The 26,821-nt window shown below is 60.8% G+C and carries 23 protein-coding genes and 2 tRNA genes; 16 read left to right on the top strand and 9 right to left on the bottom strand.

What is annotated here, in order from left to right; genetic code table 11:
• Positions 1-662: 662 nt before the first annotated feature.
• From ACIPO9_RS22755 to ACIPO9_RS22745, 3 genes are all read left to right on the top strand, one after another.
• Positions 663-1,985 carry an OprD family porin gene (locus ACIPO9_RS22755; RefSeq protein ID WP_274134408.1) on the top strand — a complete coding sequence of 441 codons (1,323 nt, stop codon included), beginning with the start codon at positions 663-665 and terminating at the stop codon, positions 1,983-1,985.
• 172 nt (positions 1,986-2,157) lie between these two features.
• Positions 2,158-3,873: a proline--tRNA ligase gene (locus ACIPO9_RS22750; protein ID WP_400783642.1), complete on the top strand. Its 1,716-nt coding sequence runs from the start codon at positions 2,158-2,160 to the stop codon at positions 3,871-3,873.
• 95 nt (positions 3,874-3,968) lie between these two features.
• Positions 3,969-4,919, top strand: coding sequence for a hypothetical protein (locus ACIPO9_RS22745; protein ID WP_274134412.1), 951 nt, complete (start codon positions 3,969-3,971; stop codon positions 4,917-4,919).
• 9 nt (positions 4,920-4,928) lie between these two features.
• On the opposite strand, the gene dinB is transcribed toward ACIPO9_RS22745, so the two are convergent.
• Positions 4,929-5,987, bottom strand: coding sequence for a DNA polymerase IV (dinB, locus tag ACIPO9_RS22740; protein ID WP_400783640.1), 1,059 nt, complete (start codon positions 5,985-5,987; stop codon positions 4,929-4,931).
• 240 nt (positions 5,988-6,227) lie between these two features.
• Here dinB and ACIPO9_RS22735 point away from each other — a divergent pair.
• From ACIPO9_RS22735 to ACIPO9_RS22720, 4 genes are all read left to right on the top strand, one after another.
• Positions 6,228-6,304: transfer RNA gene (locus ACIPO9_RS22735), tRNA-Met, on the top strand.
• Positions 6,305-6,552: 248 nt separating this feature from the next.
• Positions 6,553-6,629: transfer RNA gene (locus ACIPO9_RS22730), tRNA-Met, on the top strand.
• A gap of 333 nt (positions 6,630-6,962) precedes the next feature.
• On the top strand, positions 6,963-9,605 hold the full coding sequence (gene mprF / locus ACIPO9_RS22725; RefSeq protein ID WP_274134414.1) for a bifunctional lysylphosphatidylglycerol flippase/synthetase MprF: 2,643 nt from the start codon (positions 6,963-6,965) through the stop codon (positions 9,603-9,605).
• The gene (locus ACIPO9_RS22720) at positions 9,605-10,906 is read left to right on the top strand and encodes a virulence factor family protein (RefSeq protein WP_400783637.1); all 1,302 of its coding nucleotides are present in this window, start codon (positions 9,605-9,607) and stop codon (positions 10,904-10,906) included. Before mprF ends, ACIPO9_RS22720 begins: the two co-directional genes overlap by 1 nt.
• Positions 10,907-11,210: 304 nt before the next feature.
• On the opposite strand, the gene ACIPO9_RS22715 is transcribed toward ACIPO9_RS22720, so the two are convergent.
• Complete coding sequence (locus tag ACIPO9_RS22715; RefSeq protein ID WP_274134418.1) at positions 11,211-13,109, bottom strand: potassium transporter Kup; 1,899 nt, start codon at positions 13,107-13,109, stop codon at positions 11,211-11,213.
• Positions 13,110-13,380: 271 nt separating this feature from the next.
• Here ACIPO9_RS22715 and rimO point away from each other — a divergent pair, with 271 nt between their 5' ends.
• A complete protein-coding gene (rimO, locus tag ACIPO9_RS22710) occupies positions 13,381-14,718 on the top strand; it encodes a 30S ribosomal protein S12 methylthiotransferase RimO (RefSeq protein ID WP_274134419.1) in 1,338 nt (445 codons plus the stop codon).
• Positions 14,719-14,903: 185 nt separating this feature from the next.
• The gene (locus ACIPO9_RS22705; RefSeq protein WP_274134420.1) at positions 14,904-15,359 is read left to right on the top strand and encodes a GNAT family N-acetyltransferase; all 456 of its coding nucleotides are present in this window, start codon (positions 14,904-14,906) and stop codon (positions 15,357-15,359) included.
• A gap of 102 nt (positions 15,360-15,461) precedes the next feature.
• Here the strand turns inward: ACIPO9_RS22705 and ACIPO9_RS22700 are convergent, their stop codons facing one another.
• Complete coding sequence (locus ACIPO9_RS22700) at positions 15,462-16,457, bottom strand: alpha/beta fold hydrolase (RefSeq protein ID WP_400783633.1); 996 nt, start codon at positions 16,455-16,457, stop codon at positions 15,462-15,464.
• 163 nt (positions 16,458-16,620) lie between these two features.
• Between ACIPO9_RS22700 and ACIPO9_RS22695 the strand changes: the two genes are divergently transcribed.
• The 3 genes from ACIPO9_RS22695 (at position 16,621) to tsaA (ending at position 18,577) form a co-directional block, all read left to right on the top strand.
• On the top strand, positions 16,621-17,331 hold the full coding sequence (locus ACIPO9_RS22695) for an rRNA pseudouridine synthase (RefSeq protein WP_274134422.1): 711 nt from the start codon (positions 16,621-16,623) through the stop codon (positions 17,329-17,331).
• A gap of 63 nt (positions 17,332-17,394) precedes the next feature.
• Positions 17,395-17,856 carry a DUF1456 family protein gene (locus tag ACIPO9_RS22690; protein ID WP_400783631.1) on the top strand — a complete coding sequence of 154 codons (462 nt, stop codon included), beginning with the start codon at positions 17,395-17,397 and terminating at the stop codon, positions 17,854-17,856.
• Positions 17,857-17,872: 16 nt separating this feature from the next.
• Positions 17,873-18,577, top strand: a complete 705-nt coding sequence (gene tsaA / locus ACIPO9_RS22685) for a tRNA (N6-threonylcarbamoyladenosine(37)-N6)-methyltransferase TrmO (RefSeq protein WP_400783628.1) — start codon at positions 17,873-17,875, stop codon at positions 18,575-18,577.
• A gap of 283 nt (positions 18,578-18,860) precedes the next feature.
• Here the strand turns inward: tsaA and fpr are convergent, their stop codons facing one another.
• Complete coding sequence (gene fpr / locus ACIPO9_RS22680; RefSeq protein WP_002554680.1) at positions 18,861-19,640, bottom strand: ferredoxin-NADP reductase; 780 nt, start codon at positions 19,638-19,640, stop codon at positions 18,861-18,863.
• A 122-nt stretch (positions 19,641-19,762) separates the two neighbouring features.
• Between fpr and ACIPO9_RS22675 the strand changes: the two genes are divergently transcribed.
• Complete coding sequence (locus ACIPO9_RS22675) at positions 19,763-20,689, top strand: LysR family transcriptional regulator (protein ID WP_274134443.1); 927 nt, start codon at positions 19,763-19,765, stop codon at positions 20,687-20,689.
• Between the two features lie 92 nt (positions 20,690-20,781).
• On the opposite strand, the gene ACIPO9_RS22670 is transcribed toward ACIPO9_RS22675, so the two are convergent.
• Together ACIPO9_RS22670 and erdR are read right to left on the bottom strand one after the other, a co-directional pair.
• Positions 20,782-21,150, bottom strand: a complete 369-nt coding sequence (locus tag ACIPO9_RS22670; protein WP_274134444.1) for a diacylglycerol kinase — start codon at positions 21,148-21,150, stop codon at positions 20,782-20,784.
• 108 nt (positions 21,151-21,258) lie between these two features.
• Positions 21,259-21,906 carry a response regulator transcription factor ErdR gene (gene erdR / locus ACIPO9_RS22665; protein WP_400783625.1) on the bottom strand — a complete coding sequence of 216 codons (648 nt, stop codon included), beginning with the start codon at positions 21,904-21,906 and terminating at the stop codon, positions 21,259-21,261.
• A gap of 227 nt (positions 21,907-22,133) precedes the next feature.
• Here erdR and ACIPO9_RS22660 point away from each other — a divergent pair, with 227 nt between their 5' ends.
• Positions 22,134-23,018, top strand: a complete 885-nt coding sequence (locus tag ACIPO9_RS22660) for a DMT family transporter (RefSeq protein ID WP_400783622.1) — start codon at positions 22,134-22,136, stop codon at positions 23,016-23,018.
• On the opposite strand, the gene ACIPO9_RS22655 is transcribed toward ACIPO9_RS22660, so the two are convergent.
• On the bottom strand, positions 23,015-23,725 hold the full coding sequence (locus ACIPO9_RS22655; RefSeq protein ID WP_400783619.1) for a tRNA-uridine aminocarboxypropyltransferase: 711 nt from the start codon (positions 23,723-23,725) through the stop codon (positions 23,015-23,017). The genes ACIPO9_RS22660 and ACIPO9_RS22655 overlap by 4 nt on opposite strands.
• Positions 23,726-23,944: 219 nt before the next feature.
• Here ACIPO9_RS22655 and ACIPO9_RS22650 point away from each other — a divergent pair, with 219 nt between their 5' ends.
• Complete coding sequence (locus ACIPO9_RS22650) at positions 23,945-24,370, top strand: PA3611 family quorum-sensing-regulated virulence factor (protein ID WP_400610216.1); 426 nt, start codon at positions 23,945-23,947, stop codon at positions 24,368-24,370.
• 9 nt (positions 24,371-24,379) lie between these two features.
• On the opposite strand, the gene ACIPO9_RS22645 is transcribed toward ACIPO9_RS22650, so the two are convergent.
• Positions 24,380-24,571: a hypothetical protein gene (locus ACIPO9_RS22645; RefSeq protein ID WP_400610218.1), complete on the bottom strand. Its 192-nt coding sequence runs from the start codon at positions 24,569-24,571 to the stop codon at positions 24,380-24,382.
• A 492-nt stretch (positions 24,572-25,063) separates the two neighbouring features.
• On the opposite strand from ACIPO9_RS22645, the gene ACIPO9_RS22640 reads away from it, so the two are divergent.
• Positions 25,064-26,179, top strand: coding sequence for an LOG family protein (locus tag ACIPO9_RS22640; protein WP_400783616.1), 1,116 nt, complete (start codon positions 25,064-25,066; stop codon positions 26,177-26,179).
• Positions 26,180-26,346: 167 nt separating this feature from the next.
• Here the strand turns inward: ACIPO9_RS22640 and recX are convergent, their stop codons facing one another.
• The gene (gene recX / locus ACIPO9_RS22635; protein ID WP_274134454.1) at positions 26,347-26,814 is read right to left on the bottom strand and encodes a recombination regulator RecX; all 468 of its coding nucleotides are present in this window, start codon (positions 26,812-26,814) and stop codon (positions 26,347-26,349) included.
• Between the last annotated feature and the right edge of the window lie 7 nt (positions 26,815-26,821).

Genomic DNA, 26,821 nt, shown 5'->3' with positions numbered 1-26,821 from the left:
TTTTTTGTCATGAATCGCCGTCCCATTATCAAGCGGTAGCGCCCCGCCGTGCACCAAAACGACTCACTCCGAAGACATGCGCAGCAACACCTATCCGCCTTTTACTCACTTGCTCGCGGTAACAGGTAACGCCAGTGACACTTTTGCGTAGTAATCTCATTCTCACAGCCACCGCAAAGTATTTTTTTGAAATTTTTTTCTCCATAAAAATCATAGGTTTATGGGTAAAACTCAATGTCATTAGGTGCTTTTCCACAAAAATTTCAGATTTCCGGGAACTTTGTGCACGGTTGTTGCTTTGTCACACACAGGACCGCAAAAGCACGGATCGGAGATCTGCGCGGCGGTCGAAAAGAAAAATGGCGAGCAAGCTCCTGGGGGCGTTTGGATTGACAGGGTTCACACCACTGCGGATGCGGATCCTGACTGTCGAAAAGTACTGCGGTAGTTGTACGTCTGGTGGATATGGAGCTGTTCAATTGCGACCTGGACGGAGCAAATCGCGACAGGGTCGTAAAGAAATCGAAAGGATGGGTTCGTAACTATCGCCAATAATGTCAGCGTGCTATAAGTTTCGCCGACACCAAAAAGAAAGAAGCCGGCCAGATAAAAAAACAGGTGGACGGCAGTACTCTTCTTAAAACCAAAGGAGCAAAGTCACGATGAGAGTGATGAAGTGGAGCGCAATCGCACTGGCAGTCACTGCAGCCAGTACCCAATTGGCATCGGCTGCGGCATTCGTAAGCGATCAGTCCGAAGCAACTGGTTTTGTTGAAGGTAGCAAGCTGGACCTCAAGGCCCGCAACTACTACTACAACCGTGACAAGAAAAACGGTGCCGTAGACGACAAGGACTGGACCCAGGGTTTCTGGGGTGTTTTCAGCTCCGGCTACACCCAGGGCTTGATCGGTGTTGGTGTTGACGCATTCGGCTATGCCGGCTTCAAGCTCGACGGCTCCGACAAATACTCCGGTTCCGGCAACCTGGTAACCGACAGCCAGGGTCGCAACGAAGACAGCTTCGGCAAAGCCGGTGGCGCTGTTAAGTTCCGCGTCTCGAAAACCGAACTGAAAATCGGCGACATGCAGCCGCAGAACCCGGTGTTCGCAGTGGGCGGTTCCCGTCTGTTGCCACAAACCGCGACTGGTATCACTCTGCAGAGCAGCGAGATCAAAGGTCTGGACGTTGAAGCAGGTCGCTTCACTTCCGGCACCAGCCAGGACGAAACCAACCGTAACGGCGACATCTGGGCTACCTACGCTGGCGTGACTTCCAAGTCTGCCACCTACGGCGGCGGCAAGTTCGCGGTCACCGACGACCTGGGCGTTGCGTTCTACTACAACAAGCTCGAAGACGTCTGGAACCAGTACTACGGTAACGTCAACTACACCCTGCCACTGGGCAGCGACCAGTCGCTGGCGTTTGACGTCAACTACTACAACACTCAGGACACCGGCAGCAAGAAAGCAGGCGACATCAACAACAACGCTTTCTCCCTGTCCGCCGCCTACTCGTTCCTGGCTGCTCACACCGTCACCCTGGCTTTCCAGAAGGTTAACGGCGACACGCCATTCGACTACATCGGTATCGGCGACAACAACCGCGGTGGCGACTCGATCTTCCTGGCGAACTCGATTCAATACTCCGACTTCAACGCCCCGGGTGAAAAATCCTGGCAAGCTCGCTACGACCTGAACATGGCGCCGTACGGCGTTCCAGGCCTGAGCTTCATGGCTCGTTACGTCAGCGGTACCGACATCGACGGCACCCACACCCCATCGAACAGCACCTACACCGGTCTGTACGGTGCTGACGGTAGCCACCACGAGACCAACGTTGAAGCCAAGTACGTTGTTCAGACTGGCCCGGCCAAAGACCTGTCGTTCCGCATCCGTCAAGCGTTCCACCGTGCCAACACGGACGAGGGCGAAGGCGATGTAAACGAGTTCCGTCTGATCGTCGACTACCCGATTTCGGTCCTGTAATCGCGCTGTCTGACACTCGTTACAGAAAAGCCCGGCCTTGCGCCGGGCTTTTTCATGCCCGCAAAACCCTAAATCCCACAGGCTGTAGCGCCCGCCCGCCCTGTACTCGACCGTATCACCCCCGTACAATGCCAGGTCATTTCCCAGTCACAGCAACCGACAACGGCCGACCATGCGTACCAGTCAATATTTGCTCGCCACACAAAAAGAAACGCCGAACGATGCGGTCGTTATCAGCCACCAGCTGATGCTTCGTGCCGGCATGATCCGCAAACTTGCTTCGGGCCTCTACACCTGGCTGCCGATGGGCCTGCGCGTGCTGCGCAAGGTCGAAGCGGTGGTGCGTGAAGAAATGGACGCGGCCGGTGCGCTGGAAGTCTTGATGCCCGGCATCCAGCCGGCCGAACTGTGGCAGGAATCAGGCCGCTGGGAACAGTACGGGCCTGAGCTGCTGCGCCTGAAGGATCGCCATGATCGCGACTTCTGCGCCGGCCCGACCCACGAAGAGGTCATCACGGATCTGGCTCGCAACGAGTTGAGCAGCTATAAACAGCTGCCAATCAACATGTACCAGATCCAGACCAAATTCCGTGACGAGATCCGTCCACGCTTCGGCCTGATGCGCGGCCGCGAGTTCATCATGAAGGACGCCTACTCCTTCCACGCGACCCAGGAATCCCTGCAGGAAACCTACGACCGCATGCATCAGGCGTACTGCAACGTCTTCACCCGCCTGGGCCTGAACTTCCGCCCTGTGGTCGCGGACAACGGCTCGATCGGCGGCGCCGGCTCCCACGAGTTCCACGTACTGGCTGCATCGGGCGAGGACGATATCGTATTCAGCGATACCTCCGACTACGCCGCCAACATCGAGAAGGCCGAGGCGATCCCGCGCGAAAAGACCCGCGCAGCCGCCACCGAAGAACTGCGCCTGGTCGATACCCCTGACGCCAAGACCATCGCAGCCCTGGTCGAACAGTTCGGCCTGGCCATCGAGAAGACCGTCAAGACCCTGGTGGTGCATGCCGCCGAGGAAGGCAAGCTGATCGCGCTGATCATTCGTGGCGACCATGAACTCAACGAGATCAAGGCGTCCAATCACCCACTGGTGGCCAGCCCGCTGGTCATGGCCAGCGAAGCCGAACTGCGCGCAGCCATTGGCGCGGGTGCAGGCTCTCTCGGCCCGCTGAACCTGCCGCTGCCTTGCATCATCGACCGCTCCGTCGAGCTGATGAGCGACTTCGGCATCGGTGCCAACATCGATGACAAGCACTACTTCGGCGTGAACTGGGAACGCGACCTGCCGGTTCCGGAAGTGGCCGACCTGCGTAACGTGGTCGAGGGCGATCCAAGCCCGGACGGCCAGGGTACGGTCGTCATCAAGCGCGGCATCGAAGTCGGTCACATCTTCCAGTTGGGCACCAAGTACAGCGATGCGATGAAGTGCCAGGTTCTGGGCGATAACGGCAAGCCTGTGACCCTGACCATGGGCTGCTACGGTATCGGTGTCTCCCGCGTGGTGGCCGCCGCCATCGAGCAGAACTACGACGACAACGGCATCATCTGGAGTGACGCACTGGCACCGTTCCAGATCGCCCTGGTACCGCTGCGCTACGAGACCGACGCCGTGCGCGAAGCCACTGACAAACTGTACGCAGAACTGACTGCCGCAGGTTTTGAGGTGCTGCTGGACGACCGTGACAAGAAAACCAGCCCGGGCATCAAGTTCGCGGACATGGAACTGATCGGCATCCCGCACCGCATCGTGGTCAGCGACCGTTCCCTGGCCGAAGGCAACCTGGAATACAAGAGCCGCACCGAGCCTGAAGCCCAGGTTCTGCCTGTGGCCGATGTACTGTCCTTCATCAAGGGCCGGATCAAGCGCTGAGTCGAAGGCGCGCCCGCTGCAGGCGGGCGCGCCATCACTTGAGCCGCATCCCGATTTGCCCAGGCGAGTCCGTCTTACCTGCAATCAGAGATCTCATGCTAAAGCGAAGTCCCCTCGCAGGCGCCGTGTTGTGCGGCACTCTGCTCGTCAGCGGTTGCGCCAACCATCTGTCTCAACGCAGTGAGCAGGAAGAGCGCGTCGACCGCAAGTTGCTCGACCACAGTTTCCAGATCGACGTCGGCGAACCCAAGACCCTTGAGTTGCCGCAGCGTCGTGTGCGTATCCACGAGTTGAAGACCTTCGACATCACCGAATTCGAAGTCACTCGTCATTACGATCGCTACACCCCCTATCAGCCCTGGCGCGAAATCTACGAGATCCCGCTGGGCGCAGTGGCCATCGTCGCCGGCGTTGGCGCCAACGTGGTCAACGTACTCACCTTCGGCAGCCTGCCCGACAGCGTGACCAAGGACTGGCTCAGTTACGGCATCGCCGGTATCAACCCGTTCATGAACGCTCCGTCCCACGGCCGGGCGCAGCAGAACCTGGCGGGAATCGATGAAGTGCAGCGCGATCACCGCGTCGAGCACACCAGCCTGCCATGGAGTGAAAGCCCGGTTCAGGTCAAGGCCGGGAAGGACACCAACGAGCTGAACACCGACCGCAACGGCGTGCTGCGTATCAATCTGCTCGACAGCCCGTTCGCCGAACAGGACCTGAGCCGCATCACCCAGTTGAACATCAAGGTCGAAGACGAACAGACCAACGTGCAGGCCAGTACCAACCTGCCGCTGAGCAAGACATTGCGCGGCAAGCTGATCGAAGCTCACGGCTTGATTTACGACGACCTCGAAGACGACGAAGTCAGCCAGTGGGTGCACCGGGTCAAGCGCCTGTCGGAGCTGGGCCTTGAAGAGGAAGCCAGTGACCTGGAACAGTCGCTGATTGAAATGACCCGCAACGATCCGCAGCTGCAACACGAGTTTCTGCGGGCGTTGGCCAAGGATGCAGGGCGGCTGGTGGCGGTGCCGGTCGGCAGCGAGTAAGGGCCGACCTCAGGTGAACAGTTGAAGCTGCTCGTGCTTGCCGCGCAAGTCGTGCAGCCGCACGCCAATACCCAGCAATCGCACCGGTTTACCGCCGCGTGCGAATGCCAGGGCGAGCAATTGCTCGTAACTCTCCAGATCCCTCCCCGCCCCTGACTGCTCAAGAGTGGTCTGGGTGAAATCGTGGAACTTCACTTTCACGAACGGCTTGCCCGGCCGGTACAGCGTGTCGATCCGGGCGATGCGCCCATTGAGGTTTTCCAGCAACTCAGGCAGCCGGGCAAGGCAACTGGCCAGATCCGGCAAGTCGGTATCGTAGGTGTTTTCCACGCTGACCGATTGCCGGCGGCTGTCGTTCTGCACCGGGCGCTCATCGATACCGTGGGCCAGGTTCCACAGCCGCTCGCCAAATGATCCGAACTCGCGCACCAGCGACAACTTGTTCCAGCCCCGCACATCCTGGCAACTGAGGATCCCCATGCGGCCGAGCTTGTCGGCGGTCACCTTGCCCACGCCGTGCAGCTTCGAAACCGGCAGGTCTGCGACGAAGTCCTCGACCTGATCAGGGGTGATGACGAACAGCCCGTTGGGTTTCTTCCAGTCACTGGCGATCTTGGCCAGAAACTTGTTCGGGGCAACACCCGCCGAAACCGTGATATGCAACTGATTGGAGACGCGCCGACGAATGTCCTGGGCGATGCGTGTGGCGCTGCCGGAAAAATGCTCGCACTCGGACACATCAAGGTAGGCCTCATCCAGCGACAGCGGCTCGATCATGTCGGTGTAGTCACGAAAGATCGTGTGGATTTCCTTCGATGCTTCTTTATAGGCATCCATTCGCGGCTTGACGATGGTCAGGTCCGGACACAACGACAGCGCATGGCGCGAAGACATGGCCGAACGCACCCCATAGGCCCGGGCTTCGTAGTTACAGGTGGCGATGACCCCGCGCCGATCCGCCGAACCACCCACTGCCAACGGCTTGCCGGCCAGGCGCGGGCCGTCGCGCATTTCGATGGCGGCATAGAAGCAGTCACAGTCGATGTGGATGATTTTGCGCTGCGGCATAACGTACAGTCGTAGGAATACGGTTGGGCAGTATCTCATTCAAGCATCTATCTGACACGCTCCTGCCATATCCCCTACGAGCACAGCTAACCATAGCTGACCGCCCTGTCAGGCCCGTACTGCATGGCCTGGGAGCCTGCCAGCCCCGTTGCCGAGCGCTAACTATTTGAACAAAAAGCAATTTTCTCGGGCCTTTCGCTTGACACCCCGGCATTCCTCTGTAGAATGCCGCCACACAGACGCGGGATGGAGCAGTCTGGTAGCTCGTCGGGCTCATAACCCGAAGGTCGTCGGTTCAAATCCGGCTCCCGCAACCAAACATCAAAAAAGGCTACTCGAAAGAGTGGCCTTTTTTGTGCGTGTCGATTTTCCAGGTCACTCTTCCTTCATACGCCTGAAACATTCCACCGGGATGATGGCCACCTGCTAAGCGCTGGCCGTTGCGATAAAAGCCTTGTCCGACCGTCACTTAGGCGTTTCACCCGTGCGAATGTGGTTAATTTGTCGATCTTTGGCATTAAAGGTTGACACTCAGGCGTTCGACTGTAGAATGCCGCCACACAGACGCGGGATGGAGCAGTCTGGTAGCTCGTCGGGCTCATAACCCGAAGGTCGTCGGTTCAAATCCGGCTCCCGCAACCAAACGTTTGAAGAAGGCTACTCGAAAGAGTGGCCTTTTTTTTGCCCTGACGAAAGCGACCGAATGACAGAGCTAAACCCTTGTCACATTTCATTGTCGAAATCGCTTCGGTCTGAGGTAGCTTGTTACCCTGTGTTACCAGGCACGAGAGTTTTTTGCTTTTGTGCCGATACGCTTGCCAGTAACTGAACCTAGACTGAACAGTCACAGAGACGTCACTGCCGTATTCGCCCGTTAGACGTTGAAGCGCTAACATCCTGAATTATTTTTTGCGTAGGGATTGGTAACTTGGCTGTATACCCCCATCCTGTCGCGCACGATCCAAGGAGTGATTGATGCGCGCCAACCCATCCGACACCAACGAAGCAGCTCCAGAGATTTCTCCGGTTTCCCCTGCCCGACCGCGTCTTCGCGAATTGGTGAGCAAATATCGTCAACCCATTGGGGTGGCCGTCACCATCCTGCTGTTTGCCCTGGCCTTGATCGCCTGTCGGCACATGCTCACGGAACTGGATATCTACGCGCTGCAGGACTCGCTGCTCAGCGTTCCGCTGCCTTCTCTGGGCGGCGCCGTGCTGGCGACGGTCATCGGCTTTACCATTCTGCTGGGCTACGAGTGGTCGGCCACTAAATATGCCAACGTCGACCTGCCTCCCAAATCGATGATCATGGGCGGGTTCTGTGCGTTTGCCATCGGCAACGCCGTGGGCCTGTCGATGCTGTCCGGCGGCTCGGTCCGCTATCGCCTGTATTCCCGTCTCGGGCTTGGGGCTGGTGAAGTCGCGCACATGACGCTGTTCGCCAGCCTGTCGCTGGGTTGTGCGCTTCCACCACTGGCGGCACTGGCCACGCTGAGCGACCTGCCCGCCGCCTCCCTGGCGCTGCATCTGTCGGTCCCCGTGCTGGCAACGATCGCAATCGCGGTACTGGCATTGAGTGTGATTCTGGGCGTTGCGGTCTATCGCCGTCGCCTGCCGGAACAGACAATCCCGCACAACCTGCTAGTACGCGCCGGGCGTCGTACCCTGCGCCTGCCGGGGCTGCGCCTGACGCTCATGCAACTGGTGATTACCGCACTGGACGTGGCCGCCGCCGCTGCCGTGCTGTACTTGCTGCTGCCGTCCGCCCCGCCCTTCGGCGCATTCCTGCTGGTGTACCTGCTGGCCCTGGCCGCCGGCGTGCTCAGCCATGTGCCGGGTGGTGTCGGGGTGTTCGAGGCGATCCTGCTGACCGCCTTCGCCGACGAACTGGGCGCCGCGCCACTGGCCGCCGCGCTGCTGCTGTATCGCCTGATCTACGTGCTGCTGCCGCTGCTGGTGGCGTGCCTGGTACTGCTGTTCAGCGAGGCCAAGCGCCTGCTGTTTGCCCGCCAGGCCATTCGTGTGGCCTCAGGGCTGGGCGCGCCGATCCTGGCGCTGCTGGTGTTCCTGTCTGGCGTGGTGCTGCTGTTTTCCGGCTCGACCCCGGAAATCGACACCCGACTGGAAAGCCTGGGCTTTCTGATCCCTCATCGGCTGATCGATGCATCGCACTTCGGCGCAAGCCTGATCGGCGTGCTGTGCCTGCTGCTGGCCCAGGGCCTGCGTCGACGCCTGTCCGCCGCCTGGATGCTGACCACGATCCTGCTGTTCGTGGGTTCGGTGCTGTCGATCCTCAAAGGTTTCGACTGGGAAGAGGCCAGCATGCTGCTGCTGACCGCTTGCCTGCTGGCCATTTTCCGCCGCTCCTTCTATCGGCCGAGCCGCTTGCTGGAACTGCCGTTTTCACCGCTGTATCTGGTGGCCAGCATTTGCGTACTGGGCGCCTCGTTCTGGCTGCTGCTGTTCGCCTACCAGGACGTGCCCTACAGCCATCAACTGTGGTGGCAGTTCACCCTGGATGCCGACGCCCCTCGCGGCCTGCGCTCGGCGCTGGGCAGCGCGGTGCTGCTGGTGATCGTCTCGTTGACCTGGCTGCTGCGAACCGCGCGCCCACAGATCGACCTCCCTGACGAAGCCCAACTGGCCAAGGCCGCCGAAATCATCAAGGCCTCCAGCCAGCCTGATGGCGGTCTGGTTCTGACCGGCGACAAAGCCGTTCTGCTGCACCCGGACGGTAATGCTTTCCTGATGTACGCCCATCGCGGCCGCAGCCTGGTGGCGCTGTATGACCCCATCGGCCCGACCCAACAGCGCGCCGAGCTGATCTGGCAATTCCGCGACCTGTGCGACGTGCACCACGCGCGCCCTGTGTTCTATCAAGTGCGTGCCGAGAACCTGCCGTTCTACATGGACATCGGCCTGACCGCGATCAAACTGGGCGAGGAAGCCCGGGTCGACCTGCTCAAGTTCGACATCGAGGCCAAGGGCAAGGAAATGAAGGACCTGCGCTACACCTGGAACCGCGGTGGTCGCGATGGTCTGTCGCTGGAAATCTACGAAGTCGGCCAGGCGCCGATGGATGAGCTGAAGGTGATTTCCGACGCCTGGCTCACCGGCAAGAACGTGCGGGAGAAAGGCTTCTCCCTGGGCCGTTTCAGCCTCGATTACCTCAAGCACTTCCGCATCGCCATCGTTCACTTCCAGGGCAAGCCGGTTGCGTTCTCCAACCTGCTGGAAACCTCGCGCAACGATCTGGCGAGCCTTGACCTGATGCGTTCGCACCCGGATGCGCCGAAGCTGACCATGGAGTTCATGATGGTCGGCCTGATCCTGCATTACAAAAAGGAAGGCTACACCCGCTTCAGCCTGGGCATGGTGCCGTTGTCGGGCCTGCAACCTCGGCGTGGCGCGCCCTTGACCCAGCGCCTGGGCTCGATGGTGTTCACCCGCGGCGAGCAGCTCTACAACTTCCAGGGCCTGCGCCGCTTCAAAGACAAATTCCAGCCTGACTGGGAACCTCGTTATATGGCCGTGCCCGCCGGACTCGATCCGCTGGTGGCACTGGCGGACACTGCTGCCCTGATCGCGGGCGGCCTGACTGGATTGGTGAAACGCTGATGATTCAACGCTACTGGCGCTTTTTGCTCGCTGCCCTGGTAATTCTGGCGGTGGCACTGGGTTTCTGGCTGTGGAACCGCCCTGCCGCCCAACCGACACTGGAACGCATTACCCTGGATGACGGCTCGGCGCTGATCCGCGCCACTCCGTCGACCAAGGTCAAGACCCGCGTGGCCCTGGCCGTGACCACCGAAGACGCGCTGACCGAGAAGCAGGTTCTGGCACTGAGCTACGACGCTTCTGCTCAAGTGATTCAGGTGGTGCTGCCAAAAGACGATTGCCAATTGCAGGAGAAGGCCTTCACGGCTGCACTGCAAAAGCTCGACGGCGCGCCGGACGTGGTTGCCGGTATCAGCGCAGGCGGCTCGGTGGCCTGGGATTGGCTGGCCGGCCAAAGCAACGACAAGGCCCAGGCCATTTCGGTGAACTTCGTCCTCAATCAGCCTGATTGCAAGGTTCCTGCACCGAAAGCCGCCGCCCACGGCAAATGGACCGTGGCCTGGAACGACGGCCCGGACGATGAAACCGCCGTGTTCGTTCGTGACACGCCCAACGCCGAAACCAAGATCAGCGATTACGACATCAAGTACCCGCAGATCCTCAACACCGAAGTCCGTCATCTGCTGATCGCCGATGACGCAAGTGGTGGTCTGAACATCCCGGTGGTTGAAGTGCCTTCGAGCCAGCCTTCGGACACCGTCACCCTATTCCTCTCCGGTGATGGCGGCTGGCGCGACCTGGACAAGGACGTGGCGGGCGACATGGCCAAATCCGGTGGCTACCCGGTGGTGGGCATCGATACCCTGCGCTACTACTGGGAGCACAAATCCCCTGAGCAGACCGCAACCGACCTCAGCGAGCTGATGGCGCACTACCGGCAGAAATGGGGTGCCAAGCACTTCGTTCTGGCCGGTTACTCCTTCGGTGCCGACGTGTTGCCCGCCATTTACAACCGCTTGCCTGAAGAGGACAAGGCCCGCGTAGACGGCATCATCCTGCTGGCCTTCGCCCGCAGTGGCAGCTTCGAGATCGCTGTAGAAGGCTGGCTCGGCGCCTCCGGCAAGGAAGCGGCCACCGGCCCGGAAATGGCCAAGCTGCCAGCTGACAAGGTGTTCTGCGTCTATGGCGTGGAAGAGAAAGACGAAAGCGGCTGCACCGAAGCCACCGCCCCAGGCCAGAAGCAGCAATTGCCCGGCGGGCACCACTTCGATGAAGACTACCCTGCCCTGGCAAAACGCCTGATCGCGGTCATCGACAAGTGGAAAGGCAAGGAAGCGCCGGAGTCCGCCAGCGCCGAATAACCCCGCCACAAAAAAACCCCGCATTCTCACGATTGCGGGGATTTTTTATGGGCGGTCACAAAAGGGGCGGATTACCGCGATCCCGTAGCAGCACGGCTTGCCGGCGGGGGCGGCCTTGAAATCGCCATCGCGGGCAAGCGCGCTCCTACAGGGATCCGAAATGTTCTCAAGGACTGCGGTGTACCGCGAATCCGTAGCAGCACGGCTTGCCGGCGGGAGCGATCTTGAGGACGCCCCCGCGGGCAAGCCCGGCTGCTACGGGATGGGGGGCGTTCACAAGACTGCGACTTGCCGCGGCGGGTGCTTACATCTCTACCTGCGTACCCAACTCGATCACGCGGTTGTACGGCAGCTTGAAGAAGCGCAGGTTGCCGTTCGCATTCTTCAACATGAACGCGAACAGGCCTTCGCGCCAGCGGGCCATGCCGGCCAATTTGGTTGAAACCACGGTTTCACGACTCAGGAAGTACGTCGTGCGCATCGGGCTGAAATCCAGATCCGGCAAATGACAGAGCTTCAGCGCCGCCGGGACGTCCGGTTCGTCGATGAAACCGAAGTGCAGGATGACCCGGAAGAACCCCTCGCCATAGGCTTCAACCTCGAAACGCTGCGCCGCAGGGACACGTGGCGTGTCTTCGTAGACCACGGTCAATAACACCACCTGTTCATGCAGCACCTGGTTATGCAGCAGGTTGTGCAGCAACGCATGTGGGACGGCATCCGGACGAGCCGTCAAAAACACCGCCGTCCCCTGAACACGATGGGGCGGTTGCACGCTGATACTGCTGATGAAGATCGGCAACGGCAGGCCGCCTTCGTCGATACGCTCGACCAGCAGCTGCTTGCCGCGCTTCCAGGTGGTCATCAGGATGAACAGCGCAATACCGGCCAGGAACGGGAATGCGCCGCCCTGCACCACTTTAGGAACGTTGGCCGCGAAGAACATGCCGTCGACGAACAGGCAGCCCGCCAGGATCGGAATCGCGATGAATGGCGACCATTTCCAGGCCAACAGCATCACCGAGGCCACCAGGATCGTCGTGCAGAGCATGGTGCCCGTCACCGCCACGCCGTAGGCCGAGGCCAGTGCGCCGGAAGACTCGAAACCCAGCACCAGCAGGATCACGCCAACCATCAGCGTCCAGTTCACCGCGCCGATGTAGATCTGGCCCTGGGCGTCACTGGAGGTGTGCTGAATGTACATGCGCGGGATGTAACCCAGCTGGATCGCCTGCAGGGTCATGGAGAACGCGCCGGAGATCACCGCCTGGGACGCGATAATGGTCGCCAGCGTAGAGAGGCCGATCAACGGCAGCAGCGCCCAACTCGGCGCCAGCAGGTAGAACGGGTTACGCACCGCTTCCGGGTTCTCGATCACCACGGCGCCCTGGCCGAAGTAGTTGAGCACCAGCGCAGGCAGCACCAGGGCGAACCAGGCACGGGAAATCGGCTTGCGACCGAAGTGGCCCATGTCGGCGTAGAGCGCTTCGGCGCCGGTCAGCGCCAGCACCACCGCGCCCAGCACGGCAACACCGATGCCCGGATGGTCGAGGAAGAAGCGCAGCGCCCACAGCGGGTTGACCGCGTTCAGCACCTCGGGCTGCTGGATGATCCCGTGGATACCCAGAACGCCCAGGGTGACGAACCACAGCACCATGATCGGACCGAACATCACGCCGATGCGCGCCGTGCCATGGCGCTGGATCAGAAACAGCCCCACCAGCACGATCAGCGCGATCGGCACCACCCAGTGATCCAGGCCGTCGAACGCCAGCTCCATGCCTTCGACCGCCGAGAGCACCGAAATCGCCGGGGTGATCATGCTGTCGCCGTAGAACAGCGCCGCACCGAACAACCCGAAGACGATCATGGTCGCCTGCAGCCTCGGATACTTGGCCGAAGCCCGGCGGGCCAGCGCCGTGAGGGCCATGATCCCGCCTTCGCCGTCGTTGTCGGCGCGCAGCACCAGGGCCATGTACTTGAATGAGACGACCCAGACCAGCGCCCAGAAAATCAGCGACAGGATGCCCAGTACCGCATCATGCCCGGCCTGCACCCCATAACCGCCGACGAAAACCTCCTTGATGGTATACAGCGGGCTGGTGCCGATATCGCCATATGCCACCCCGACCGCCCCCACCAGCAAACTCAAGGGCTTGGCTGACGAATGACCGGTATCGGCCTGACTGGTTGCATGACCCATTAACTACTCCTGAAACCCTGACTCGAGTGCTGCGATGTGCAGTATCGGGATTGACCCGCCGCGCACCGGTAAATTCAGATGGTCCCGGCCAACAAGGGTTGCCGGGTTCAACGCCGCGAAGCATAGCGCAGCACTCGTCGTAATTCTCGGTATAACGCTGGTCAATCGCGTCTCTCATCGCTAGAATTGCGCACTTTTTGATCAGAGGCGCACCAAGCGCCCAGTCAGTGCCCGGGCCAGACGCCGGGGCATACCTACGCCGAGGTTAGTCATGTCCACCGTCACCACGTCTGCCGCCCCCAAGGTCGGCTTCGTTTCCCTGGGTTGCCCGAAGGCCCTGGTCGATTCCGAGCGCATCCTCACCCAGTTGCGCATGGAAGGCTATCAGGTCGTGCCGACCTATGAAGACGCCGACGTCGTCGTGGTCAACACCTGCGGTTTCATCGACAGCGCCAAGGCCGAATCCCTGGACACCATCGGTGAAGCCATCGCCGAAAACGGCAAGGTGATCGTCACCGGTTGCATGGGCGTGGACGAGAGCGTCATCCGCAACGTGCACCCGAGCGTGCTGGCCGTGACCGGTCCGCAGCAGTACGAGCAGGTGGTCAACGCCGTGCATGACGCAGCGCCGCCAAAGCTCGATCACAACCCGCTGATCGACCTGGTGCCGCCGCAAGGCATCAAGCTGACTCCGCGCCACTACGCGTACCTGAAGATTTCCGAAGGCTGCAACCATAGCTGCAGCTTCTGCATCATCCCGTCCATGCGCGGCAAGCTGGTCAGCCGTCCGGTGGGCGATGTGCTCGACGAAGCCCAGCGCCTGGTCAAGGCCGGCGTCAAGGAGCTGCTGGTCATCTCCCAGGACACCAGCGCCTACGGCGTCGACGTCAAGTACCGCACCGGTTTCTGGAACGGCCAGCCGGTCAAGACCCGCATGACCGAACTGTGCGTGGCCTTGAGCTCGCTGGGTGTGTGGGTGCGCATGCACTATGTCTACCCGTACCCGCACGTGGACGAGATCATCCCGCTGATGGCCGAAGGCAAGATCCTGCCGTACCTGGACATCCCGTTCCAGCACGCCAGCCCCAAGATCCTCAAGCTGATGAAACGCCCGGCCTTCGAAGACAAGACCCTGGCGCGCATCAAGAAATGGCGCGAGCAGTGCCCGGACCTGATCATCCGTTCGACCTTCATCGTGGGCTTCCCGGGCGAGACCGAAGAAGACTTCCAGTACCTGCTGGACTGGCTGACCGAAGCGCAGCTGGACCGCGTCGGTTGCTTCCAGTACTCGCCGGTCGAAGGTGCACCGGCCAACCTGCTGGACGCGCCGATCGTACCTGACGACGTCAAGCAGGAGCGCTGGGATCGCTTCATGGCGCACCAGCAGGCCATCAGCGCCGCGCGCCTGCAGATGAAGATCGGCAAGGAAATCGAAGTGCTGATCGACGAAGTGGACGAGCAAGGCTTCGTTGGCCGTTCGTTCTTCGACGCGCCGGAAATCGACGGTAACGTGTTCGTCGAAAGCGACCGCGATCTGAAGCCGGGCGACAAGGTCCTGTGCCGCGTGGTCGATGCCGACGAGTATGACCTGTGGGCTGAGCCGGTCTAAAGGCCTCCACCTGTAGCAGTCCGGCTTGCCGGCGATATCGGCCTCAAGTACGCCGACGCCGGCAAGCCGGACTGCTACGGGCGCATACCCCTGGCTCGCCAACCCCGCCCTTGAACGGCGGGGTTTGTTTTTTCTGGCTATCGTCTCCACATAAGGACAACGAAAAGCACAGGAGACGCGGCAACATGGCCCACCACTCGGTCATTTACCTGCCCAAGAAACACGACTACGCCGAACTGACCCGGGTCTGGGAGGCGTCCGTGCGGGCGACCCATGACTTTCTGCCGGAAAACTACATCACCCTGCTGCGCAACCTGCTGGAAACCCAGTATCTGGATGCCGTGAACCTGTTCTGCACCCGCGACTCGCGCCTGAACATCACAGGCTTTGGCGGCACCACGCCGGGCAAACTGGAAATGCTGTTCATCGCGCCGGACTACCGCGGCATGGGGCTTGGCAAGAAGCTGCTGGACTACGCCATCGAGAACTACCGGGTGACTGAACTGGACGTCAACGAACAGAACCCGCAGGCGCTGGGCTTCTACGAGAAGCAGGGGTTCGAGATTGCCGGGCGCTCGGAAGTGGACGGCCTGGGCAGGCCGTACCCGATGTTGCGGATGAGGTTGAAAGCCCACAGATGATCCGTAGCAGCACGGCTTGCCGGCGGGGCGGTGTGTCTGTGACGAATGTACCGCCTGACACACCGCTCCCGCCGGCAAGCCGTGCTGCTACGGGAACTGGCGCTAGTGTTTCAGGCTCTCCAGCAACACCCTGTTGAACTGCTGCGGATCCTGAATCTGCGGCGCATGCCCCAGCCCTGCGAACTCCACCAAGGTGGCCTGGGGAAGGAGTTTGGCCACCGCCTTGCCAAGCTCCGGATAGTTGCCCAGCGTCTTGCGTAGCGCCTCTGGCGCGGCATCCTTGGCGATTGCTGTGTTGTCCTTCTGCCCGATGAACAGCACGGTCGGCATCTTCAGCTTTTCGAAATCGTAGAACACCGGCTGGTTGAAGATCATCTGGTAGGTCTGCGCCGAGGCGCGGGCCACTTCTTCCTTGCCCTTGCCGTTGAACATGCCCGCCTGCATCTGCACCCAGTGATCGAATTCAGGCCGCCATTCGTTGGCGTAGTAGGTCGATTGCTGATACTTGCGAATGCTCTCGGCGTTGGTCTTCAGCTCGCGAGCGTACCAGTCATCGAAGCTGCGATCCGGCACCCCCTTGGCTTTCCAGTCTTCAAGGCCGATGGGGTTGACCAGCAGCAGTTGATCCACCTGCTCGGGGTACATCAACGCAAAACGGGTCGCCAGCATGCCGCCCATGGAATGCCCGACCACGGTCACATGATCGATGCCCAACTGGGTCAGCAGCGCCCGGGTGTTCTGCGCCAGTTGCTCGAAGGAGTATTTGTAGTCCGCAGGTTTGCTGGAGCGACAGAAGCCGATCTGGTCCGGCGCCACCACCCGGTAACCCGCCGCGGTCAGCGCCTTGATGCTGCCTTCCCAGGTCGCGCCGCAGAAATTCTTGCCGTGCAGCATCACCACGCTGCGCCCGTTGGGCGTACCGGTCGGCTTGATGTCCATGTAGCCCATCTGCACCTGGACACCCTGGGATTCGAAACGGAAATCCTGAGCCGGATACGGGTAGGTGAAGCCTTCCAGTTGCGGGCCATAGGACTGTGCCTCAGCGGCCATCAGTGGCAGGCTGACACTCATCAGCAAGGCGGGTAGCCATTTGGTCATGAAAAAGCTCCAGACAAAGTGGGAATTGAGAGCAGACCTGCGCCGCCCCCGGAAAAATCCCCCGAATGGAGTCTTATTCGGTCTGCATTTTCAATGTTGCCGCGATTAACGGTGCTTGCACGGGTACAATAGGCACCTTTCCCTTCTTGCTACGGCTTTTCTCATGACTGATCCCATTCGCCTTTCCAAACGCCTCATCGAGCTGACCGGCTGCTCGCGCCGCGAAGCCGAGTTGTACATCGAGGGCGGCTGGGTCACGGTGGACGGCGTGGTCGTCGACGAGCCGCAATTCAAGGTCGAGAACCAGACCGTCGCCCTCAGCCCCGACGCCAAGGCCGTGACCCCGGAAGCGGTGACCATTCTGTTCAACGTACCTGCCGGCATGAGCCCGGAAAAGGCGTTGGCACTGATCTCCCCGGCGTCGCTGTCGGCCGAGCACAGCATCGGCAAGCGCCCGCTCAAGGGGCACTTCCTGCGTCTGGAAGCGATCTCGACCCTGCAAGCCAATGCCAGTGGCCTGATGGTGTTCAGCCAGGACTGGAAAATCCTGCGCAAGCTCACCGATGACCGCAGCAAGATCGAACAGGAATACGTGGTCGAGATCGACGGCGAAATGGCTCCCCACGGACTCAACCGCCTCAATCACGGCCTGATGTACAAAGGCACGGAGCTGCCGAAGGTCAAGGCCAGCTGGCAGAACGAGACTCGCCTGCGCTTCGCCATGAAGAACCCGCAGCCGGGAATCATCGCCCAGCTCTGCCAGGCGGTGGGGCTCAAGGTCGTGTCGATCCGGCGGATCCGCATCGGCGGCGTGTCCATCGGCAAGGTGCCCGAAGGCCAGTGGCGCTACATGACCGACAAAGAGAAGTTCTGACCTTTTTTTCAGCGCGATGCCTGCGGGCGCGCGCTCATGCACGAACAACAGGAAACACGCATCATGATGAACAACGACGTACTGCGCAGCATTCGCTACATGCTTGATCTCCACGAAACCAAGGTGGTCGAAATCATCAAGCTGGGCGGGCTCGACGTCACCAAGGCGCAAATCACCGCCTTCCTCAAGAAAGACGAAGAAGAAGGCTTCGAGCCTTGCAGCGATGAAGTGATGGCCTACTTTCTCGACGGCCTGGTGTTTTTCAAGCGCGGCAAGGACGAGAGCCGCCCGCAACTGCCCGTCGAATTGCCGATGACCAACAACATCGTGCTCAAGAAGCTGCGCGTGGCCTTCGAACTCAAGGAAGAAGACATGCACGCAATCCTCAACGCGGCCGACTTCCCGGTTTCAAAGCCTGAACTCAGCGCGCTGTTCCGCAAGGCGGGCCACAACAACTACCGCCCCTGCGGCGATCAACTGCTGCGCAATTTCCTGCGCGGCCTGACCACGCGCGTTCGCGGTTGAGTCTCGCAGGCGCCCGATGACGACGGCCTACAGCGTCTCCCCCATTGGCTTCATGCGTTCCTGCTTCAAGGAAAAGTTCGCCATCCCGCGCCAGCCACAACTGGCGCCTGCTGCCCGTGGCGTGCTGGAACTGGTCGCGCCGTTCGACCAGGGCGACGCGGTGCAAGGGCTGGAGCAAGTCAGCCACGTGTGGCTGCTGTTCCTGTTCCACCAAGCGCTGGAAGACAAGCCACGGCTCAAGGTTCGCCCTCCTCGCCTGGGCGGCAACCAGTCGATGGGGGTGTTCGCCACCCGCGCCACCCACCGCCCCAACGGCATCGGCCAGTCGGTGGTCAAGCTGGAAAGGGTCGAAGCCAACCGGCTGTGGCTGTCCGGTATCGACCTGCTGGACGGCACGCCGGTACTGGACGTCAAACCCTACGTGCCCTACGCCGACGTGATCGACGGTGCCACCAACACCATGGCTGCGGCGGCGCCCGAGCTGATTCCCGTGCAATGGGATGACAGTGCGCTGGTGCAGGCCCGCGAACACGGATTGCGCCTGGATGAGCCGCTGGTGGAACTGATCGAACAGTGCCTGGCCCAGGACCCTCGTCCGGCATACCAGGTGCCGGCGCCAGAGCGTCGCTACGGCGCGCAATTCTGGGACCTGGACGTGCGCTGGCATTACCCGCAGCCGGAGTTGATTCGGGTGCTGGAAGTGGTTCGATCAACCATTTGATGAACGCCCCTCTCCCGTAGCAGCACGGCTTGCCGGCGGGGGCGGTGTGTCAGACGGCACATCCATCACCGATACACCGCTCCCGCCGGCAAGCCGTGCTGCTACGGTCGGGGTTTGCAAATCCTGAACAACACCCACAAAAAAACCGCCTGGTCCGTGACCTCCAGGCGGTTTTTTTCAGACGCCAAGTTGCTGGTGCCTGTACTGACCTGGTCGCGGATGAACCCGCCCCCACAGTGATTGTGAGAGCGCCTCATCCGCGATCAGGTCCGATTCTGTGTGCTTACTTCTCGACGAATGCGCGCTCGATCAGGTAGTCACCCGGCTCACGCATGCGTGGCGAAACGGTCAGGCCGAAGCTGTTCAGCACTTCGCTGGTCTCGTCGAGCATGCTCGGGCTGCCGCACAGCATGGCGCGGTCGTCCTGCGGGTTGATCGGTGGCAGACCGATGTCGCTGAACAGCTTGCCGCTGCGCATCAGGTCGGTCAGGCGGCCTTCGTTCTCGAACGGCTCGCGGGTAACGGTCGGGTAGTAGATCAGCTTGTCGCGCAGCGCTTCGCCGAAGAATTCGTTCTGCGGCAGGTGCTCGGTGATGAACTCGCGATAGGCGACTTCGTTCACGTAGCGCACGCCGTGGCACAGGATGACCTTCTCGAAACGCTCGTAGGTTTCAGGGTCTTGGATCACGCTCATGAACGGCGCAAGACCAGTGCCGGTGCTGAGCAGGTACAGGTGCTTGCCTGGCTTCAGGTCATCCAGCACCAGCGTGCCGGTAGGCTTCTTGCTGATGATGATCTCGTCGCCTTCCTTCAGGTGCTGCAGCTGGGAAGTCAGCGGGCCGTCCGGCACCTTGATGCTGAAGAATTCCAGATGCTCTTCCCAGTTCGGGCTGGCGATGGAGTAGGCACGCATGAGCGGGCGCCCGTTGGGCTGCTGCAGACCGATCATGACGAACTGACCGTTCTCGAAACGCAGACCTGGATCACGGGTGCACTTGAAACTGAAAAGGGTGTCGTTCCAGTGATGAACGCTGAGGACACGCTCGTGATTCATGTTGCTCATGGTACGTGGGAACTCCTGAATATTTGCATGCGCCAATCAAAGCGCCATTGCGCAATATTCTAGTGGCAGACACAATATCTGTTAACTGAATTATCAAGATATGGGTTATCGGTTATATAGATATGCGATTTACTCTCCGTCAGCTGCAAGTCTTCGTCGCCGTGGCCCAGCAGGAAAGCGTTTCCCGCGCTGCCGTGCAGCTGTCTCTGTCGCAATCTGCGGCCAGTACCTCCATTACCGAACTGGAGCGCCAATCCAGTTGCCAGCTGTTCGACCGGGCGGGCAAGCGCCTGAGCCTGAACGCCACCGGGCGCCAGTTGCTGCCCCAGGCCGTGGCCTTGCTGGACCAGGCCAAGGAAATCGAAGACCTGCTCAACGGCAAGTCCGGCTTCGGCTCGCTGGCGGTGGGCGCCACCCTGACCATCGGCAACTACCTGGCCACCCTGCTGATCGGCAGCTTCATGCAGCGCCACCCGGAGAGCCAGGTGAAGCTGCATGTGCAGAACACCGCCAACATCGTGCAACAGGTGGCTCACTATGAAATCGACCTGGGCCTGATCGAGGGCGATTGCAGCCACCCCGATATCGAAGTGCAAACCTGGGTTGAGGATGAACTGGTGGTGTTCTGCGCCCCGCAGCATCCGCTGGCCAAGCGCGGCCAGGCCACCTTGAAAGAGCTGACCCACGAGGCCTGGATTCTGCGGGAACAGGGTTCAGGGACGCGGCTGACGTTCGACCAGTCCATGCGCCATCACCTCAACAGCCTCAACGTGCGGCTTGAGCTTGAGCACACCGAAGCGATCAAGCGCGCGGTGGAATCGGGGCTGGGGATTGGCTGTATCTCACGCCTGGCGCTGCGCGATGCGTTTCGCCGGGGCAGCCTGGTGGCGGTGGAAACCCCTGAGCTGGACCTGGTGCGGCAGTTCTACTTCATCTGGCACAAGCAGAAGTACCAGACGTCGGCGATCCGCGAGTTTCTGGAGCTGTGCAGGGCGTTCACCGCAGGGGTGCGGCGCAGTGACGAGATTGTGTTGCCCAGTATCGCCTGACGTTGACGCATTTCCCGTAGCAGTCCGGCTTGCCGGCGTCGGCGATTTTGAGGACGCCGACGCCGGCAAGCCGGACTGCTACAGGAATGTATTCAGCTCAGCAGGATCAGGCCCCAGACCACCGCAATCATGCTCAAGGCCACGAATTGCGCGGCGCTGCCCATGTCCTTGGCGTTCTTGGAGAGTGGGTGACGGTCCAGGGAAATGCGGTCGATGGCCGCCTCGATGGCCGAGTTGAGCAATTCAACGATCAGCGCCAGCAGGCACACCGCAATCAGGATCGCCCTTTCGCCACGACTGACATGAAACAGGAACGACAGCGGAATCAGAATGACGTTGAGCAGCACCAGTTGCCGGAAGGCGGCTTCGCCCTTGAAAGCGGCAACCAGCCCGTCGAGGGAATAGCCTGCGGCGTTGAGCACGCGTTTGAATCCGGTTTGGCCTTTGAACGGTGACGTCATGAGGGAAACTTACTGATAAATGAAGACGAGGGAGGCTAGTTCAGCGACAGTCAAAAAAGTGTGAAGGTCTGCCGCCGAATGCCTTGAAACAGAGCGAAAACGCGCAAATCAGTTGGGCGAAATCGATTCCAGTTGTTGCAGCAACAGCGCGGCCTGGGTACGGGTGCGCACGTTCAGCTTGCGGAAGATCGCCGTGACGTGGGCCTTGATGGTGGCCTCCGAAACGTTGAGTTCGTAGGCAATCTGCTTGTTAAGCAGCCCTTCGCAGACCATGGTCAGCACCCGGAACTGCTGCGGCGTGAGGCTCGCAAGCCCTTCGCTGGCCGCGCGGGCTTCATCCGAGACTCGCACGCTTTCATTCACCTGCGGCGGCCACCAAACATCGCCATCGAGCACGGTGCGCACTGCCTGCTGGATGGTTTCCAGGGAGCTGGACTTGGGAATGAAGCCGCTGGCACCAAACTCCTTGGACTTGACCACCACGGCCGCTTCTTCCTGGGCCGACACCATCACCACCGGCACCTGCGGATACTGGCCACGCAACAGCACCAGCCCGGAAAAACCATAGGCGCCGGGCATGTTCAGATCCAGCAGGACCAGATCCCAATCGGATTTTTCAGTGAGGCGCTTTTCTAGGCTAGCGATGCTTTCGGCTTCGACCAGTCGGGCATCGGGGCCCAGGCCAAGCGTCAGCGCTTGATGCAAGGCACTGCGGAATAAAGGATGGTCATCGGCGATCAGGATTTCGTAGTTCATTTCATGATCCTGTTTATAAGTGAGCGCCGACGGATTCAGCCCTCACGATGGCATCGGTAAATGCCAGCCTTCATCACCGTGTGCCACTGCGGCGCAAACCACGCCAAAAGCACGGGATACAAGGCGTTCGAACATTCATGCGGCGCCAAGGATGCCCAGCGAAGCCGGGGTGGTCAAGCTCGACGGTTTACGGCACAGTCTGCGGCCCTGAATCGACGAGTGCCATCATGCAACGACACGCCCTGCGAGCGGACCTGCTCATGCTCCTGACCGCCATGATCTGGGGCTCAGGCTTCGTCGCACAGACTGCGGGCATGGATCACATCGGCCCCTACCTGTTTTCCGGCCTGCGCTTTGCGCTGGGCTCGATCTGCCTGCTGCCGCTGATCCTGCGCCGCCCGGCCAGCGGCCCTGCCCCGGAACCCTTGATGACCCGCGGCCTGCTGCAAGGCGGCATCGTCATGGGCATCGCGCTGGCGCTGGGCATCAACCTGCAACAGGTGGGGCTGCTGTTTACCAGTGTCACCAACGCAGGCTTCATCACCGGGCTGTATGTCATTGTAGTTCCACTTCTGGGGCTGCTTCTGGGGCACAAGACCGGCATGGGCACCTGGCTCGGTTGCGTGCTGGCGGTGATCGGCATGTTCCTGCTCAGCGTCGGCGACAACTTTCATGTGGCGTCCGGTGACTGGCTGCAATTGATCGGCGCATTCGTCTGGGGTGGGCACGTGATTCTGGTGGGCCTGTTCGCCAGCCGCCATGACCCGATCCGCCTGGCGTTCCTGCAATTCGCCACCTGCTCGGTCATCAGCCTGATCCTGGCCGTGATCTTCGAGCCGATTGCACTGGACAGCATCATCGCTGCCGGCCCTGCCCTGTTGTATGGCGGCGTGTTCGCGGTGGGCGTCGGATACACCTTGCAGGTGGTGGCGCAGAAGCACGCCATCGCCTCCCACGCTGCGATCATTCTGTCGCTGGAAGCAGTGTTCGCCGCGATTGCCGGCGCGTGGTTTCTCGGCGAGGCGTTACAACTGCGTGGGTATGTAGGCTGCGCGCTGATGCTGGCGGGGATGTTGCTGGCGCAGCTGTGGCCGAGGAAAGAATCCGCCTAAAGAAACGGCTTGAGATGGCTGTGGGGGGCGTCGTCCGGGTCGATGGGCAACAGGAACTTGGCGCCCAGGTAGTGGGCGCTGAACACATCCAGGTAGGCGTCCAGCACCCCTGCGGCCTGTTGATCGCCGGCAAGTTCCAGACACAACGCCGCCACCTCGGCCGTGCAGAAATGATCGTCGCGCTTGGAGCGGCGCAGCCGATAGCGTGACATCTGCTCAGGTTCAAGGCTCAGCACCGGCAGATTGTCCAGATAGGGGCTCTTGCGAAACATCTTGCGCGCCTCGGGCCAGGTGGCATCGAGGAGAATGAACAGCGGACGCTTGCCCGGCTGCGGCGTCACCTGGGTGACCACCCGCTCGGGCGCCACGAACTCACCCGGGAACACGATGTAAGGCTGCCACTGCGGATCATTGAGCAGCGCCGGGAGCTTTTCGTCCACCTCGGTTCGCGACCAACTGAATGCCTCGGTGTCCTTGATGACATCGGCAATCAGCCAACCCGTGTTGGTGGGTTTCAACGGCTCGGTGTCATACATCAGCAGACAGACTGCCGACTGCGCCTGAACCTCTGGTTTCCACGCGCACAGGCAGTAGCTTTTGATCACCCGGCATCTTGCACAGCGAGGCGCGCGCGAGCCTCGCGCAATGAACGGCTTGGTGCTGCGGGCCAGGCGTTCGGCGCGCAGACGCGAGACGGCATGGCTCATGAGGCAAGGCGCCCGGGTAACGGCAGCGGGCAGCAGGAAAACAACGACACAGGGAACATCCGGCAGGAAAAAGTCGCCGCAGTTTACCAGAGGCCGCCGGATCTCTGGTGTCGGCCTTGGCGACTCCCCTATACTGCCCGGCCTTGAAAGCCTTATGTCACCAGTGAACGCCTGCCGTTGTCGCCGGTCCAACACCGTTCATTGCTCCAGGAGAATCCAATGCTGCGCCTCATCGCCCCCGCGCTTACGCTCTTGCTCGTTGCCCCTCTGTGCGCCAACGCGGCGTCCAAACAGGACTACGAACTCAACAAGGAGCTTGAACAGGTCGCTGCGAAAAGCAACGTCGGAAAGCCCAACGCGCTCAGCGAAGACATTCTGGACAACGGCTACACCGTCGAAGGCAAGGTGCTCATCAACCACCTGAGCGTGCAGGCCGGCCAGGCTGCGCAAATGCGCGAGAACCCGGACCTGATGGGTCGCCAGCTGGGCACCAGCGTCTGCCGCAATGCTGGATACCGCCAGTTGATGGCCAAGGGCGCGGTACTGCGTTACGACTTCCGCGAATACAAGACCGATCGCCCGATCACCACTCAGCAGATCACCGCAGCCGACTGCGCCGCAAAACCGCCTACCAAGAAGAAGTAACCTGCCCTGCTAGCAGGCTGCGCGCCGTTGCTGATCTTCGGCGCGCAATTCGGCGACCAGCGCCTGAAGATAGTACGAGCGCCGGCCGTTCTGGCTCAGGCGCCTGACGCATTCCTGCTCCAGCGTGCAACGACTGCTGCGCGCCGACTCGATCAGCGAGTGGTACAGCTCCTGATCGACTTCCAGCCTGATGATTTCCATTTCATCCTCCCTGGCCCGTCCACGCCAGACGTGCACGTGGGCAAACCTCGATGACCGCCGTTCGACGCGGCACCCGACATTCGGGCCCGTCGATGCTATCCAGGTTGCAATGGCATTACTCTGCCATCTCTTTCAGTAAATCAGAGCGCTGACGCCTCATGCTGGCTTCCGACGAGTGGAAAGCAGGTTGCCCGATGCTCGCAAAGAGTCGTTGCCAGCGTGGATTGTTGGGCACATCATCGAGTCAGCCGCTGTACCTACCGTATTGATTCATCGTGTTTCACGGGCAAGACAGGGGGTTGCCTGTCACAGTCGTCACGCACACTATTTTCTTTTCAACCCAAGGACATAGGCAGAATCAACGTGGCGTCAGCCTGTCGCCATCGAGCAATTGACCCTGGCCCCCGATCGGCTGTGAGCAGCGACGCATGAAGCGTCGTGATCCTGTGGCAACGCACCGGATCAATGATTCTGCAGAAGGAGAAAGTCTGAATGCCTTATGTACCCAATGATCTGTTGTCCCGCCATTTCCAGAGCAACGGAATGGACCTGACCGCCAAGGTCGAAGAACAACTCAACCTGGTGGCCCCCAACAGCCCCAATCTTGCGCTGTACCGAGACATGATGCTGACCGTCCTGCGCATGGCCCAGGACGACAGCAACCGCTGGAACGCCAAAATCGTCCTTCAGGCCCTGCGCGAACTGGACAATGCTTTCCGTGTGCTGGAACAGTTCCGGGGCCGGCGCAAGGTCACGGTGTTCGGCTCGGCCCGCACGCCGCTTGAGCACCCGGTGTACGCCCTGGCTCGTGAGCTGGGTGCCAAACTTGCCGCCTCCGACCTCATGGTGATCACCGGCGCAGGCGGCGGGATCATGGCCGCCGCTCACGAAGGCGCCGGGCTCGACTACAGCCTGGGCTTCAACATCACCCTGCCTTTCGAACAACACGCCAACGCCACCGTCGACGGGACGGGCAACCTCTTGCCCTTCCACTTCTTCTTCACCCGCAAGCTGTTTTTCGTCAAGGAGGCCGATGCCCTGGTGCTCTGCCCGGGCGGTTTCGGCACCCTGGATGAAGCGCTGGAAGTGCTGACACTGATCCAGACCGGCAAGAGTCCGCTGGTGCCCGTGGTGCTGCTGGATGCACCGGGCGGCACATTCTGGGAGGGAGCCCTGAGCTTTATCAGGAACGAACTGGAAGCCAACCGCTACATCCTGCCCAGCGACATGAACCTGCTGAAACTGGTGTACAGCGCCGACGAGGCCGTGGCCGAGATCAACCAGTTCTACAGCAACTTCCACTCAAGCCGCTGGCTGAAGAACACCTTCGTGATTCGCATGCACCATGCCCTGAGCGAACAGGCGCTGTCGCAGATTCAGGAGAGCTTCGCCGACCTGCGCCTGAGCGATGATTTTCATCAGCACAGCTATCAGGAAGAACACGACGAAGCGCAGTTCAGCCACCTCACCCGCCTGGCGTTCAAGTTCACCGGGCGCAACCATGGACGTCTGCGTGAGTTGGTGAATTTCATCAACCAGAGCGAAAACTGGGCGAAGCCGGTGCAAGGTATCAAAGCCACCGGTCGCGAACCCCTGCAGGCGACGTGAAACCGATCCGGTAGCAGTCCGGCTAAGCGGCGTCAGCGATCTTGCGGACGCCCCCGCCGGCAAGCCGTGCTGCTACGAACAGACAACACAAATCCCGCGCGGACACCGCAAATCCCGTAGCAGCCGGGCTTGCCCGCGGGAGCGATCTCGAACACGCCCACGCGATATCAGTCGTCGTAGCCCTTCCCACTAAGCAGACGGCTGATGAGTTCCGGCGGATAACCCCGATAACTGAGAAAGCGCATCTGCTGCCCACGCTCGCGGGCATCCTGGGGCAATTGCCCACCGAACTTGCGCTGCCAGCACTCTTCCAGCTTCTCTCGCCAGTCAATGCCGCACTCGCGAAGCGCCAGTTCAATATCGGCACGCTGCAAGCCACGCTGCCCCAGCTCTTCGCGAATACGCAAAGGGCCGTAGCCGGACCGGGCACGGTAGGAAACAAAACTTTCGAGATAACGGGATTCGGAAAGCAGACCCTCTTCCGTCAGACGATCGAGCTCCGTTTCGATCAATTCAGGAGGGGCGCCTCGCTGACGCAACTTGCGCGTCAGCTCGACCCGACCGTGCTCGCGACGTGCGAGCAGGTCCATTGCAGTACGCCGTACAGCGACGGGCGTATCAAGCTCTACCGACATGACAGCA

This window comes from Pseudomonas sp. NPDC090203, from assembly GCF_044746765.1.
GTDB lineage: Bacteria > Pseudomonadota > Gammaproteobacteria > Pseudomonadales > Pseudomonadaceae > Aquipseudomonas > Aquipseudomonas putida_AD.
This window is presented reverse-complemented; position numbering and strand designations above follow the sequence as displayed.